This window comes from Streptosporangium lutulentum (genome assembly GCF_030811455.1).
Taxonomy (GTDB): Bacteria; Actinomycetota; Actinomycetes; order Streptosporangiales; family Streptosporangiaceae; genus Streptosporangium; species Streptosporangium lutulentum.
This window is the reverse complement of record NZ_JAUSQU010000001.1, coordinates 5,157,694-5,170,960: the sequence shown is the minus strand read 5'-3', so window position 1 is coordinate 5,170,960 and position 13,267 is coordinate 5,157,694. Positions and strand designations below refer to the sequence as shown.

The window sequence follows — 13,267 nt, the reverse complement described above, 5'->3', positions numbered from 1 at the left end:
CTCACCGGACGTGGAGCGCGCCGGAGGGCTTCTCCTCGTCGCGGCTCACATACCCCTCCCGGTGGGCTGATCGGCGACGAACCGCGCGAGCTCCGCCGCGGTCGGCGCCGTGGCGGGGCCGTAGGAGGTGACCGACAGCGCCGCGGCCGCGTTCGCGGTACGGGCCGCGTCGATCGGGTCCGCACCGGCGGCGATCGCGGCGACGAAGACCCCGGTGTGGGCGTCACCCGCCCCGTTGGTGTCGACCGCGTGGACGGCGAACCCCGGCACATGGACGGGAGCGGCGTCGCGGAGGGCGACCAGGCATCCGTCCGCTCCGGTCCTGACCAGGACGCCGCGCCGTCCGGTGAACCGGGCGAGTTCGGCCGCCGCGTCCGCCGGATCGTCGTGGCCGGTGGTCCTGGCCGCCTCCCTGGCGTTGCAGCTCCACCAGTCGGCGCGGGAGGCGACGAGGCGCGTGACGTCCGGGGGGATGAGGTGGACCAGGGGGCCCGGATCGAAGACGACCATGATGTCGTCGTGGACGCCGGGCAGCCAGCCCGTCAGGGCCCGCCGGTTGGACGGGTGAAGCATGCCGTACCCCGACAGGTAGACGACGTCACCGGGGGCGGGACGGATCGCGTCGAGATCGGCGCCGGTCAGGGTGGCCTCGGCGCCGGGGCTGGTCACGAAGGTGCGCTCGCCCTCGGCGTCGACCAGGCTGACGACGAAGCCGGTGTCGAGACCGGTCCTCGGCCGCTGCGGAACCTCGATCCCGGCGCCGAGCATGGCGGCCCTGGCCCTGTCCCCGAAGGGGCCGGTGCCGTGGGCGCCGGCGTAGACCACCGGCAGTCCCTGCCGCGTGGCGGCGACCATCACGTTGAACCCGCCGCCGGGGGTCGTGTCGGATCGGGTGGCCAGCACGTCCCCGCCGCGTTCCGGCAGCGCGGGAACGTCGAGGACGACGTCGACGACGACGTTGCCCAGGTGGAGCAGCCGGCCGGGTGCGGGGGTCACGGCCTTACCCCCGGGCCGGGGTGATGCGGTGGCCACGGCCCTACCCGCCCTGGGGCGTCGTGAGGGGCGCCGCGGTCCCGCCGCGCCGAGGGGTCTTCGCCCGCAGGGTCAGCAGCCTGGCGGCGGTGTCGTCCAGCCGCAGGTCGTTGACGCGCGTGACGGTGTCGCGGGCGCCGGCGGGGAAGGACTCCACCCCGTGGCAGGCGCCGCCGACGGCGCCGGCCATCGCGGCGACGGTGTCGCAGTCTCCGCCGAGCGAGGCGGCGAGCAGACACGCCCGCCACGGGTCGTCCTGGCAGGCCCAGAGGGCCGCGAAGGCGGCGGGGACGGACTCCTGGGTGGCCAGGCTGGTGCCCACCAGCGTGTAGACGCGCTCGCAGACCTCCTCGGCGGACAGCCCGGCGACGAGGGTGGTCGCCCACCCGATGCGCTCGGCCACATCGGCGGCGGCGACCCAGTGCCCGCGCCTGGCCGCGAGCCGGGCGGCGGCCTCGGCGAACCGGACGGCCTCCGGGACGGTGGCCCCGTCGACCCCCGCGCTGACGGCCGCGGCCACGGCCGCCGCGCCCGCGAGCGCGACCCCGGTGTTGTGCGTCAGCCGGCTCGCCTCGACGACCCGGTCCACGAGGGCGCCGAGGTCGGAGGAGCCCACGGCGATGCCGACGGGGGCGATCCGCATCGCGGCCCCGTTGGTGGTGCCGGACCGGCCCGCCTCGTTGACGTCGGTCCCGGCGAGCACCTCGGAGACGGCGTGTTTGGTGGACGGGCCCAGGAGGTCCAGCGATCCGCGAGCGCGCATGGACTCCTCCCAGGCCACGAGGCGCCTGGCCAGCTCGGCCGCGTCGGCCTCGCCGTCCCCGTCGATGATGAGCCCGGCCACCAGCATGGCCTGCTCGGTGTCGTCGGTGATCGAGCCTGCGGGCATTCCCGCCGCGAGCGGGTGGTCGTGCGGCGCGGCATGGAAACCGTCGAGGAGGGGACCGTACCGTGCCACGATCTGCGGGCGGGACAGCATCTGCGTCGGCATGCCGAGCGCGTCCCCGATGGCGAGCCCGTAGAGCGCACCCGCGGCCCGCGACTGTCTGTCGGTCATGAGGCGCCTTCGTCGAAGGTGAGCATGAGCTGGAAGTGCTCGGGGTCGAGCAGGCTGTCGACGTGCTCGACGAAGGTCCCGCAGGCCGTCCAGCTCGTCCGCTCGGTGTTCAGGAACCACTCGCCCGCCTCGCGTCCGAGCAGGGACGCCTCACGCTCGTCGATCCGGCGACCGCGCACCTTCTGCTCACCCCGGCTGGCGTGCAGCCCGGCGCGGCGGAGCTCCTCGATCAGCGAATCGCCTGCCAGCCCCCGGCCGGGCAGCTCGCTGAGTCCTTCGAGGGCGGGAACGCGACTGCGCTCGTAGGAGACGACGATCCGGGGGGCGATCTCGCGGACGCGCTCGATGACGATCACCTCGGGCGAACCCAGGTTGAGGCGGGCGGCGAGGGGGTCGTCCCGCCCGGCGGTGACGGCGAGGACCCGGACCCGGGTCTCGACGCCCTGGGAGGCCAGCGCGTGGGCCCATCCGAGCCGGTCGTCCAGCGGGCGTCCGTCGAACATGACGAACGACCCCTTGCCCGTCCGCGTGGAGATCAGGCCCGCCTCGCTGAGCTCGGCGAGCGCCGTGCGGACGGTGTTGCGGCTGACCCCGAAGCGCCGGGCCAGGGAGAGTTCGCCGGGCAGCCGGGCCCCGCGTTCGACCTGGCCGGAACGGATCTCCTTCTCCAGCGCGACGGCGATCCGGCGGTGCTTGAGGTGCACGAGGTGGCTCACGAGCTCGTCCTTTCCGCGGACGACGGGGGGTGGGTGGCGGCGTCGACGGCGCCACGAGCGGCCGCGTCCCGGCCCGGGACGTCGGTGTCCGCGCCCAAGCCGTCCGCGCCCAAGCCGTCCGCGCCCAAGCCGTCCGCGCCCAAGCCGTCCGCGCCCGGGACGCCGGCGTACCGGCTCAGGACCTCGGCCAGGGTGACCACCTCGATGTGCGGGCCGTAGAGCCGCATGACGTCCAGGGCCCGCAGATGAGCGGCGTCGCTGACGCCGGCGCACGCGTCGGAGACGACCTGGACCTCGACGCCGGCGTCGGCGGCGGCGAGCGCGGTGGACAGCACGCAGCAGTCGGTGCTCACGCCCGCGAGGAGCAGCCGACCGCCGTCGCCGACCCTGGCGGCCAGCTCCGGGGTCCACTTGCCGAACGTCGTGGCGTCCAGCGTCGGGCCCGCGCCGGGGGCGAACTCGTCGACCAGCCGGTAGATCTCAGACTCCGGGGGGCGCAGCGCGAACGGCCACTGCTCGTAGTACTTCGCCCAGGCGCCGCGGGGCGTCTCGGGGGCGATGAAGCGGGTGAAGGTGACCCGGGGGCCGAACGCGGCGACCAGTTCCCCGATCGGGCCGACGGTCTCGGCGAACCGGGGGGTGAACCACCGGCTGCCGGGCTCGCCGAACACCTTCTGCATGTCGATGACCGCCAGCCAGGGGGCGCTCCGCGGATCGTCCGGATCGACGCCCGGTGAGTACGGAGGAGTCACGGCCGGCCCGCCCGCGCCGAGGTCGTCCCGGGCCCCGCAGGCGCCGCCTCCTGGGCGCGCACGCTGGAGCGGTTGAGCGCCCAGGTGGCGGCGAACCCGACGACGAGGGCGAGCAGCACCCCCAGGTTGGCGTAGGCCCAGGCGCCCGACTTGCCGCCGAGCCCGAGAGGTTCGAGCAGGTATCCCTGCCACTCCAGCCAGCTCGCGGCCGTGTTGACGACCAGGCCCCATCCGAGGACCGTGCCGACGACGATGACCGCGATGGGCAGGAGCCGGACGTCCCCGTAGCGGCCGGCGGGGCGGTAGAGGTCGGCCTCGTCGTAGTCGCGGCGGCGCCGCAGGAGGTCGGCCAGCATGATGCCGCACCACGCGGCGACCGGGACGCCGAGGGTGGTCAGGAACCCGCTGAACTGGCCGAGGAAGTCGTCGGTGATGAAGACGATGTACACGGTTCCCGCGATCATGAGCACGCCGTCGATCAGGGCGGCGACGTAGCGCGGCGCCCGAAGGCCGGTCGCCAGCAGCGCCAGGCCCGAGGAGTAGATGTCGAGCACGGCGCCGCCGACCAGGCCCAGGACGGCGACGAGGGCGAAGGGGATGAGGAACCAGGTGGGCAGGATGGTCGTCAGCGCCCCGACCGGGTCTCCCGCGATCGCCTCGTTGAGCGGCGCCGACGATCCGGCCAGCAGCAGGCCGAAGACGAGCAGCACGATCGGCGCGACGGACGCCCCGAACGTCGTCCAGCCCACCACCCCCGCGCCCGACGATCGCCTCGGCAGGTAGCGGGAGTAGTCGGCGGACGCGTTGACCCAGCCGAGGCCGAAGCCCGTCATCATGAAGACCAGGGCGCCGATGAACTCCTGGGCCGAGCCCGAGGGGACCGAGGCGACGGCCTCCCAGCTGATGTGGTCGAGGACCAGGATGATGTAGACCACCGTGAGCACGCCGGTCACGACCGTGATGACCGTCTGCATCCGCATGATCAGGTCGAATCCCATGACGCCGCCGACCACGATCAGGGCGGTCACCACGATCAGGGCGCCGACCTTGGTGGAGGTGCCGCCTCCCCAGCCGAGCCGCTCGAACACCGTCGCCGTCGCCAGCGTCGCCAGCGCGGTGAGCACCGTCTCCCAGCCCACCGTCAGGATCCACGAGATCCCGGACGGCAGCCGGTTGCCGCGCACTCCGAACGCCGCCCGGCTCAGCACCATGGTCGGCGCCGATCCCCGCTTGCCGGCCACGGAGATGAATCCGCACAGCAGGAAGGAGAAGACGATCCCCACGACTCCGGCCGCGAGCGCCTGCCAGAAGGAGATCCCGAAGCCGAGGGCGAAGGAGCCGTAGCTCAGCCCGAGGACCGAGACGTTGGCGCCGAACCACGGCCAGAACAACTGCCGCGGACGGCCTTTGCGATCGGCGTCGACGATCACGTCGAGCCCCTGCACCTCGATCTTGAGCTGTCGCCCGTCCGATCCTCCGGACGGGCCGCTTTCCTGTCCGACCTGCTTAGCGACCATGGAACCCACCTGTCTGAACCTGTTCAGGGGAATGTAGGGGCCGGTTCCGCCGAACGTCAAGAGGGTGTCAAGACCCGTAGGTCCCCGATACGCGGTCGAGCCGCCGCCCGGTGCCCGGGACGGCGAGTCTCCTCGTCACCGGTGAGGGTTCGCCGACGACGCGCGTGGCAGGCACGGAGTCTCGCCGAATCCGGGTGACCCGGATGGTGCTTTCACCGGCTGGTGAGGTGAAATGTCAGGACCTTCCATAGCTTGGAGATCACTGTGCCCCTGTTCGACCTTCCCCTTGAGGAACTCCACGCCTACCTGCCCGAACGTGAGGAGCCGGCCGACTTCGACGCCTTCTGGTCCAGGACCCTGGCCGAGGCCGCCGAGCACGATCTCGCCCCCACGTTCACGCCCTACGACATTCCGCTCACGGCCGTCGAGGTCTACGACACCTCGTTCGCCGGCTGGGGCGGCGATCGGGTGAGCGCCTGGTTCCTGGTCCCGCGCGGTGCGGAGAGGCCGCTGCCGTGCGTGGTGAAGTACATCGGCTACAGCGGAGGCAGGGGCTTCGCGCACGACCACCTGACCTGGCCCTCCGCCGGCTACGTCACGATGGTGGTCGACACCCGCGGCCAGGGCGCGGCGAATCTGTACCAGCCGGGCGCCACCTCCGACCCGCACACCGGCACCGGGCCGCACGCGCCGGGGATGATGACCCGGGGCATCCTGGACCCCGACACCTACTACTACCGGCGGGTGTTCACCGACGCGGTGCGCGCCGTCGACGTGGCGGCGGGGCACCCCGCGGTCGACGCCGAGGCGATCGTGGTGACGGGCGTCAGCCAGGGTGGCGGCATCGCCCAGGCCGTCGCCGCGCTGCGGCCCGGTGTGCGGGCCGCGATGATCGACGTGCCGTTCCTCACCCACTTCCGCCGGGCCGTGGAGATCACCGGACGCGACCCCTACCAGGAACTCGTCCGCTTCATGTCCTCCCAGCGCGGCACGCCCGAGCGGGTGTTCCACACGCTGTCGTACTTCGACGGCCTCAACTTCGCCGCCCGCGGTCAGGTCCCCGCGCTGTACTCGGCGGCGCTGATGGACACCATCTGCCCGCCGTCCACGGTGTTCGGCGCCTACAACCACTGGCAGGGGCCGAAGGAGATCACCGTCTGGCCGTGGAACGACCACGAGGGCGGCGGCCCCTTCCAAGTGGAGGAGCAGCTGCGCTACCTGCACAAGCTCCTGGCCGACCGCTAACTCCCCGGAGCGGGGACGGGATTCCCACCACGTGAGCCGTGGCGGGAATCCCGTCCCCGGGCACCTCGACGACCGGCCGGCGCCTCACGCGGCGACCTCCTCACGCCCCCGGTCAGAAGCTCCAGCGGGTCTGGCTGAACTCGTCTCCCTTGCCGAAGCCGAAGGCGGTCGAGGGGGAGACCTCGTACACCAGGGCCTCGTGGCCCTCGCCGTGGAAGGCGCCGTCGCGTACGTCGAAGTGCCAGTCGCTGCCGTACTTCGACTCGTACATGTCGGCCACCAACTGGAGCCGGGCGTGGTCGCTCACCCTCGTGGCCTCGCCTTCGACCACGAGGTCGAGGCCCTCGCCGAGGGCGTTGCGCCCGGTGGTCAGGACGCAGTGCGGGTTGTGCGCCAGGTTCCTGGCCTTGCGTTCGTCCGGGCCCGTGCAGAAGTACAGCGCGCCGTCCAGCCAGACCGACAGCAGCGGGGTGACATGCGGGCGTCCGTCGGGACGCACCGTCGACAGCCAGTACACCTCCGCGTTCTCCAGGTGGTCGCGAGCCTGGATCCATCCCGTCGGGGTCGCGCCGTCACTGCTGTACCGGGCGTCCAGCTCGGTCACCGGTTCCGTGCTCGCCGTACCCGCGCTGTCTGCCATGTTCCGTCTCCTTCGTGACGTCGCCCCGGCTTCGAAGGGATTCGAGCCCGGGCGTTGAGCTGCCCCGCGCTCGTCCCGTCATACCCGCCCGGATCCGCTGGGGTCGGCAGGCACGCCGAGCCGCCTCGTTCGCGCCCGCGGCGGAGCGCTCGCCGCCGCCCCGAGCCGGGCCGAGCCAGGCGGGTGGCGTGTGGCGCGGGACCGGGGGCCGAGCGGCGCCCGGAACCCGGGGTGCCGGGCCGTGTCAGCAGCCAAGCCGGTGCAGCGTCCAGTCGGCGTCGTGCCAGTCGGGGACCTCGACGGCGTTGCGGGCGTCGATCATGACTCGCCGGTTCACCACCTCGGCCACCGCGTTGGGGTCGATGGCCCGGAACTCCGGCCAGGCGGTCATGGTCACCAGGACGTCCGCCTCGGCGGCGGCGGTCAGGGCGTCGTCGGCGTAGCCGAGCTCCGGGTGGATGGCGCGGGCGTTCTCCACCGCCATCGGGTCGTAGATCATGACCGTCGCCCCGAGCGCGTGGAACCGAGCCGCGACGTCGAGGGCCGGGGAGTCGCGCACGTCGTCGGTGCCCACCTTGAAGGCGGCCCCCCACACACCGATACGGCGGCCGGTGATGTCACCGCCGCACGCCTTCCGGGTCATCTCCACCACCCGTTCGCGGCGGCTGACGTTGATCCGATCCACCGCGGTCAGCAGATCCACCGCGTGGTCCACGCCGAGCTCGCGGGCGCGGGCGGCGAACGCGCGGGTGTCCTTGGGCAGGCAGCCGCCGCCGTAGCCGATGCCGGCGTCCAGGAACGCCCGGCCGATCCGCGGGTCCAGGCCGAGGGCGTCGGCGAGCTGGGTGACGTCGGCGCCGGCGGCTTCGCAGACGTCGGACATCGCGTTGATGAAGGAGATCTTCATCGACAGGAAGGTGTTCGCCGCCCCCTTGACGAGCTCGCACGTGGCCGGATCGGTGACGAGCATCGGGACCCCGGCGTCGGTGATCGGGCGATACGCCTCGCGGATCCTCTCCTCCACCCGCGTGGAGGTGACTCCGACGACGATGCGGTCCGGGCGCAGCGTGTCACGCACCGCGTGACCCTCCCGGAGGAACTCGGGGTTCCAGGCGACGTCGACGCCGTCCCCGGCCGGGGCCAGTTCCCTGACCAGCGCCTGGGCCGCCTCCGTGGTGCCGACCGGCACCGTGGACTTGCCGACGATCACGCAGGGCCGGCGCAGGTACGGGGCCAGGGAGCGCACCGCGGAGAACACCTGCGAGAGGTCGTAGTCGTCCCGGCCGCGCATGCTCGGAGTGGCGACCCCGAGGAAGTGCATCTCCCCGAACTCACCGGCCTCGGCGAAGTCGGTGGTGAACCGCAGCCGTCCGGAGGCGACGTGCCGGGCGAGCATCTCGTCCAGCTCCGGTTCGTGGAACCAGGACCGTCCCGACCGCAGGATGGCGATCTTGCTTTCGTCGATGTCCACGCTGACCACTTCATGGCCGATCTCCGCCATCGAGGCCGCGTGCGTCGCGCCCAGATGGCCACATCCGATCACCGTCATTCGCACGTGTTCATCGTCCCTTTCCTCGAGGAGTACGGCGTGAGGACCAACCTTGGCGGCTGCGGGCGCCGGGACGTCCCTCACGCGGCCGGTACGGTAAACATGGGGCACCAGATACTCGGCCCCGGCCCGATGACGGCCCGCCGGCCTGCGGCGAGATGAGGCCCAGGCCGATGACGACCTGCCGGCCCGCGGCGAGATGAGGCCCAAGCCGGTGACGCGATCACGAGCCGGCGAACGGATCACGAGAAGGTCCGTCACCCGGCCGACGAGCACCTGCCGGTAAGGCGCTCATCGACCGGGGACGGCCGGGTCACTCCTGGGCGAGGCGGGCGAGGAGCGGGGGAACGGCGACGCCGATGGGGTCGCGGATCACCTCGGTGGCCAGTTCGTCGTAGGGAGTGGGGTCGGCGTTGACGATGATCAGACGGGCGCCGGACTCCACCGCGATCCGGGCGAGCGAGGCCGCCGGCTGCACCTGCAACGAGGTGCCGATCGCGATGAACACCCCACCGCGCTCGGCTGCCTGGATCGCCCGGGTCGTGGTCCTGGGGGAGAGCGCCTCGCCGAACATGACGGTGGCGGTCTTGAGGATCGCACCGCAGTCCGGGCAGGCGGGGTCGGGGTCGCCCGCGTCGATCCGGTCCAGGGCCTCTCGCAGGGTCGATCGGGCGGCGCATCCGGTGCAGACGACGCCGAACATGTTGCCGTGCAGTTCAAGCACCCGGCCGGGATCGGATCCGGCTTTCTGATGGAGACCGTCGACGTTCTGGGTGATGAGCCAGTCGAGCTTGCCGGCCTTCTCCAGCTCGACCAGCGCCAGGTGGGCGGGGTTGGGTTCGGCGCCCCAGGCCGGGCTGTCGCGGCGGAACCGCCAGGAGCGGCGGCGGATGTCCGGGTCGGCCAGGTAGTAGTCGATGGTGACGAGCTTCTGGTGGTCAGGATCGGCGCGCCACAGGCCGCCGGCTCCGCGGTAGTCGGGGATGCCGGACTCGGTGGAGATGCCCGCGCCGGTCATGACGGTGATCGCGTTCATCGTGGACTCCTTCTCGGTCACCTGCGCATCGGCGGCCGGGCGCCGCCGGCCTTGGGTGCTCATGATGGGATGACCCGATCGGTTCGCCGGGCAAGGGGCAGGACGCGATGAGCGCCCCTGTGCGTCCTGCCGATGCGCTCGTCCGTCAGGGGAGAAGCGTCGGTAGCAGGATGGTACGAGATGCCGTCGATCATGCAAAGCCCGAAGCCGAGGACCTCTTCGGGGGAAGGGCCCGGCCGCCACCTCCGATCGTGCGCGGCCGAGGTGCCGGGCGCGTCGTCCAAGGGCCCGCCCGCTCGGAGACCTGAGGACTCCTGGCCGAGTCGATGCCCATACAGTGAGTGTCGTGGATCGAGTAGAGGTCGCGGTGCGCAGGCCGCAGGGTCCGGATGAGCGACTCCGCGTGGGGACGGTGCTTTCACGCACCGGGACCCTCGCCAGGGTCCAGTGGAACGACGATGGAGCGGTAGAGGAGAACGTACGACTCGGAGGCGAGAACCTGCTGGCCGTCGCCGGCACCCGGCGGCATCAGTTCCTGATGGACCTGCCCGCCCTCATCGAGCGGTTCACCTCCGATCCTGTCGCCGTGGTCGTGGAGCTCCTTCGCGAGAGCTCGAAAGGGCTCAAGGCCCAGGCCATCAAGGAGCTCCTCATCGAGCTCGGCCTGGAGCCTGCCGCCGTGGAACGAGCGTGGAGGGGCGTGCAGGCGAAACTGTCCAAGCGTGACGACGTTCGCATCAGGGCGAACACATACAGGTGGGTGTGGCCGCGTCCGGCCGAGGACGTGATCGACTCTCCGGATCCCTCCGCCGGAGCCGAAGCGACGGCCTCTCCGGTTCCCGAGACCCCTCCGGCGGCTCCTGCGGTTTCCGCCACGGCTCCCGAGGCGGTTCCGGAGATTCCCGCGGCTCCTCCGGCCGAAGCCGGCGCGAAGGCGACCGCGCGGGAGACGCCCGCACCGATCCGGACGTCCTCCTCGCCGGCGGCCGACGCGGCCGACGCGGTCGAGGCGGCGGAAGAACGGGCACGGGTGCTCGCCGAGCGGTGCGAACGTCTCGAACGGGATCTGCGGAGCGCGAGCGACAGGGCGATCAGGCTCCGCACCTCCCAGGAGCGCCAGCTTAGGATCGACGTCGTCCGCGCGCTCGCCGGCCTCGCGGCCGAGGTCGAGGAGATGGTGATCGGCAGAGCCACCCCGGAGCTCATCGTCGAGCGGGTGCGGAACCTCGTCGCGGGGCAGGCGCTGCACCCCGTCGGCGCGGTGGGCGAGGAGCCGGGCTTCGACCCCGCGCTGCACGAGCCTCTGGCCGGCGCACCGGAGCCCGGAACTCCGGTGAGCGTCATCCGTCCCGGATATCGCTGGGCCACCTCCGAAGAGATCCTTCTCCACAGGGCGCTGGTCGAGCAGGTGCGAGCATAGTCACCGGCCCCTCGGACCGGGCGGTCGACGAGCGGATGCTGACCCGGGTGCGGGCGCTGCTGGCCAAGGCCGAGTCGACGGAGTTCGAGGCCGAGGCCGAGACGTTCACGGCCGCGGCCCAGTCGCTGATGGCCCGGCACAGCATCGACGCCGCGATGCTGGCCGAGGGATCGGGCGGCCGGTCCGGCGCCGAGGAGCCGCAGGTCCGCCGGCTGAGCGTCGACGCGCCGTACGAGGTGCCCAAGCTGATGCTGCTGCACGTGGTCGCCTCGGCCAACCGCTGCCGCTCGATCTGGCACAGGGAGCCGGGGTTCGCCACGGTGCTGGGCTTCACGCCCGACCTGCGCGCGGTGGAGGTGCTGTTCACCTCCCTACTGGTGCAGGCGGTCACCGCGATGACCCGTGCCGGTTCCCGCCGGGATCACTCGGGCCGCTCGCGTACCCGTTCGTTCAGGCAGTCGTTCCTGACCGCCTACGCCCAGCGGATCGGGGAGCGGTTGCTCGACGCCACCGGTGAGGCGGTCCGGCGGGCGTCCGCCGAGACGGGCAGGGACCTGCTGCCGGTGCTGGCGGCGAGGAACCAGGCGGTCGACGACAAGGTCGCGCGGCTCTTCCCCACGCTGGACACGTTCGGCCCGAGCGCGATCGGCAACCGCGAGGGCTGGATCGCCGGCCTGGTCGCGGCCGACCAGGCCGTGCTGGACACCCGTCCGAAGGTCCCTGAGAAAAGCTCCTGAGACGCCTTTCAAGAAGGCGTCTCAGGATACCGGCCGACGCGCCGCCGACCCGGCTCGTCACCACCACGGCCGGGTCGGCTCCGCACACCTCACCTGCCGTACGGCTCACGTGAGCCGTACGGCAGGCGAGGCTCAGGACGGACGGCGGACGGGGAGCATGTCGTCGTCGGGGACGGACGGCGGAGTGTTCCGCGCGGACGGCGGGACGTCGGCCACCCCGGCCCAGCGCCGCAGGGTCGCCGTCGCCGCCTGACGGTCGGGCTCGGCCAGACCGGCGATGTTCGCCCCGTGGTTGGCGCCCGGCGCGACGTACAGGTGGGAGTCGTTCCGGCTGGGTGTGAACCGCTCCGCGCTCCACGGGTCGTTCTCGCCGTAGACGAACATCATCCGGCTCGACTGCTTGCGCACCCAGTGGTCCACGTCCAGCATCGGCCGCGGGTCGTGCGAGGAGCGCAGCTCGGCGGGGAGGACCGAGTTGGGCTGGTAGAGACCGGGATAACGGGCCAGGCCGCGAAGGTGCTTGAACTTCAGCTCGGGCCAGCCGAGCTGGTTGGCCGCCTGGTAGTAGTACGGCGCGTAGTACTCCATGCCCTGGTCGGTGTAGAACAGGAAGCCCGCGACGGAGTCGATCCAGTCGTAGATCTCGTCGTCGGAGGCCGTGGCGGGCGGCACGGTCGCGCAGTCGGCCACGCTGGAGTACTGCCAGAACGCCCACACCGTGTCGAGCACCGTCATCTCGAACGACCGGTCGGCGGTACCCAGCGTCCGGGTGAAGGTCTGGCCGTTCAGCGCGGCGTCCGCCTCCAGCTTGGGCACCAGCCGGTTACGGCGCTTGAGCGCCTCCTTCTGCACGTTCTCCAGCGCCGTACGGCAGGCGGCGTCGCCGACCTTGTCGAAGAACGTGTCGTAGGCCCTGTCGGAGCGGTTGACCGGGTCGTTCGGCGCGACGTAGGCCACCACGCCGTCCACGTCGCCGGGGTAGAAGCGCCGGTGGTAGACCGAGGTCATGCCGCCCTTGCTCGCGCCCGTCTGGATCCACTTGCCGGAGTAGACCGTCTTGAGCGCCTGGACGATGCGGTGCTCGTCACTGGCCTCCTGCCAGATGTCGAGATCGTTCCAGTCCGCCGGGTCCGGCCGGGACGAACGGAAGAACCGGTGCTCGACCGAGACCTGGTTGCCGTCGAGCAGCCGCGTCGGCTCGGTCCGGGAGGAGGTCGGATTCACGGCCAGGCCGTACCCGCCGGTGAAGAGCACCGTCGGCGCGTTCTCGGCCCGGTGCAGCAGGGTGAGCCGCTGCTGGTACGTCCCCTTGCGGGGGTGGCGGTGGTCCACCGGCTGGGTGAAGCTGAGAACGAAGAACCGGTAGCCGCTCGGCTGGGTCTCGGAGACCACGCTCAGGCCGGGGATGGCCTTGAGCCTGGCCAGCAGGGTGTCCTCGACCGCCACGGCGGGCGGGGCGGCCGGTCGCGCCTGCGCCTGAGCCGTGGCGGGCAGGGCGAGAGAACCGGCGGTGAGCAGCGAGAGTATGAGGGCGGGAAGTGCCCGGGTTCGCACGATCATGTCTCC

At 72.0% G+C, this 13,267-nt stretch carries 12 protein-coding genes; 3 read left to right on the top strand and 9 right to left on the bottom strand.

Annotated elements, in window-relative coordinates:
* Nucleotides 1–45 precede the first annotated feature (45 nt).
* From J2853_RS23140 to J2853_RS23120, 5 genes are read right to left on the bottom strand one after another with little or no spacing between them, the layout of a single operon-like run.
* Nucleotides 46–996 carry a PfkB family carbohydrate kinase gene (locus J2853_RS23140; protein ID WP_307561240.1) on the bottom strand — a complete coding sequence of 317 codons (951 nt, stop codon included), beginning with the start codon at nucleotides 994–996 and terminating at the stop codon, nucleotides 46–48.
* Nucleotides 997–1,036: 40 nt separating this feature from the next.
* Nucleotides 1,037–2,089 (bottom strand): ADP-ribosylglycohydrolase family protein, encoded by a 1,053-nt coding sequence (locus J2853_RS23135; protein WP_307561238.1) that lies wholly within the window; start codon nucleotides 2,087–2,089, stop codon nucleotides 1,037–1,039.
* Nucleotides 2,086–2,805 (bottom strand): GntR family transcriptional regulator, encoded by a 720-nt coding sequence (locus J2853_RS23130; RefSeq protein ID WP_307561236.1) that lies wholly within the window; start codon nucleotides 2,803–2,805, stop codon nucleotides 2,086–2,088. Before J2853_RS23130 ends, J2853_RS23135 begins: the two co-directional genes overlap by 4 nt.
* On the bottom strand, nucleotides 2,802–3,557 hold the full coding sequence (locus J2853_RS23125) for a cysteine hydrolase family protein (RefSeq protein ID WP_307561234.1): 756 nt from the start codon (nucleotides 3,555–3,557) through the stop codon (nucleotides 2,802–2,804). The genes J2853_RS23130 and J2853_RS23125 overlap by 4 nt, the downstream gene beginning before the upstream one ends.
* On the bottom strand, nucleotides 3,554–5,074 hold the full coding sequence (locus tag J2853_RS23120; protein WP_307561233.1) for a purine-cytosine permease family protein: 1,521 nt from the start codon (nucleotides 5,072–5,074) through the stop codon (nucleotides 3,554–3,556). Before J2853_RS23120 ends, J2853_RS23125 begins: the two co-directional genes overlap by 4 nt.
* A gap of 252 nt (nucleotides 5,075–5,326) precedes the next feature.
* On the opposite strand from J2853_RS23120, the gene J2853_RS23115 reads away from it, so the two are divergent.
* A complete protein-coding gene (locus J2853_RS23115) occupies nucleotides 5,327–6,319 on the top strand; it encodes an acetylxylan esterase (RefSeq protein WP_307561230.1) in 993 nt (330 codons plus the stop codon).
* A 112-nt stretch (nucleotides 6,320–6,431) separates the two neighbouring features.
* Here the strand turns inward: J2853_RS23115 and J2853_RS23110 are convergent, their stop codons facing one another.
* The 3 genes from J2853_RS23110 to J2853_RS23100 form a co-directional block, all read right to left on the bottom strand.
* The gene (locus J2853_RS23110; RefSeq protein ID WP_307561228.1) at nucleotides 6,432–6,959 is read right to left on the bottom strand and encodes a pyridoxamine 5'-phosphate oxidase family protein; all 528 of its coding nucleotides are present in this window, start codon (nucleotides 6,957–6,959) and stop codon (nucleotides 6,432–6,434) included.
* 244 nt (nucleotides 6,960–7,203) lie between these two features.
* Nucleotides 7,204–8,508 carry a UDP-glucose dehydrogenase family protein gene (locus J2853_RS23105; protein WP_307568783.1) on the bottom strand — a complete coding sequence of 435 codons (1,305 nt, stop codon included), beginning with the start codon at nucleotides 8,506–8,508 and terminating at the stop codon, nucleotides 7,204–7,206.
* Between the two features lie 313 nt (nucleotides 8,509–8,821).
* Complete coding sequence (locus J2853_RS23100; protein WP_307561226.1) at nucleotides 8,822–9,607, bottom strand: SIR2 family NAD-dependent protein deacylase; 786 nt, start codon at nucleotides 9,605–9,607, stop codon at nucleotides 8,822–8,824.
* Between the two features lie 283 nt (nucleotides 9,608–9,890).
* Between J2853_RS23100 and J2853_RS23095 the strand changes: the two genes are divergently transcribed.
* Nucleotides 9,891–10,964: a hypothetical protein gene (locus J2853_RS23095; RefSeq protein ID WP_307561225.1), complete on the top strand. Its 1,074-nt coding sequence runs from the start codon at nucleotides 9,891–9,893 to the stop codon at nucleotides 10,962–10,964.
* 35 nt (nucleotides 10,965–10,999) lie between these two features.
* Nucleotides 11,000–11,701, top strand: a complete 702-nt coding sequence (locus J2853_RS23090; RefSeq protein ID WP_307561223.1) for a DUF2786 domain-containing protein — start codon at nucleotides 11,000–11,002, stop codon at nucleotides 11,699–11,701.
* 132 nt (nucleotides 11,702–11,833) lie between these two features.
* Here J2853_RS23090 and J2853_RS23085 read toward each other — a convergent pair whose 3' ends face one another.
* The gene (locus J2853_RS23085) at nucleotides 11,834–13,261 is read right to left on the bottom strand and encodes a S28 family serine protease (protein WP_307561221.1); all 1,428 of its coding nucleotides are present in this window, start codon (nucleotides 13,259–13,261) and stop codon (nucleotides 11,834–11,836) included.
* Between the last annotated feature and the right edge of the window lie 6 nt (nucleotides 13,262–13,267).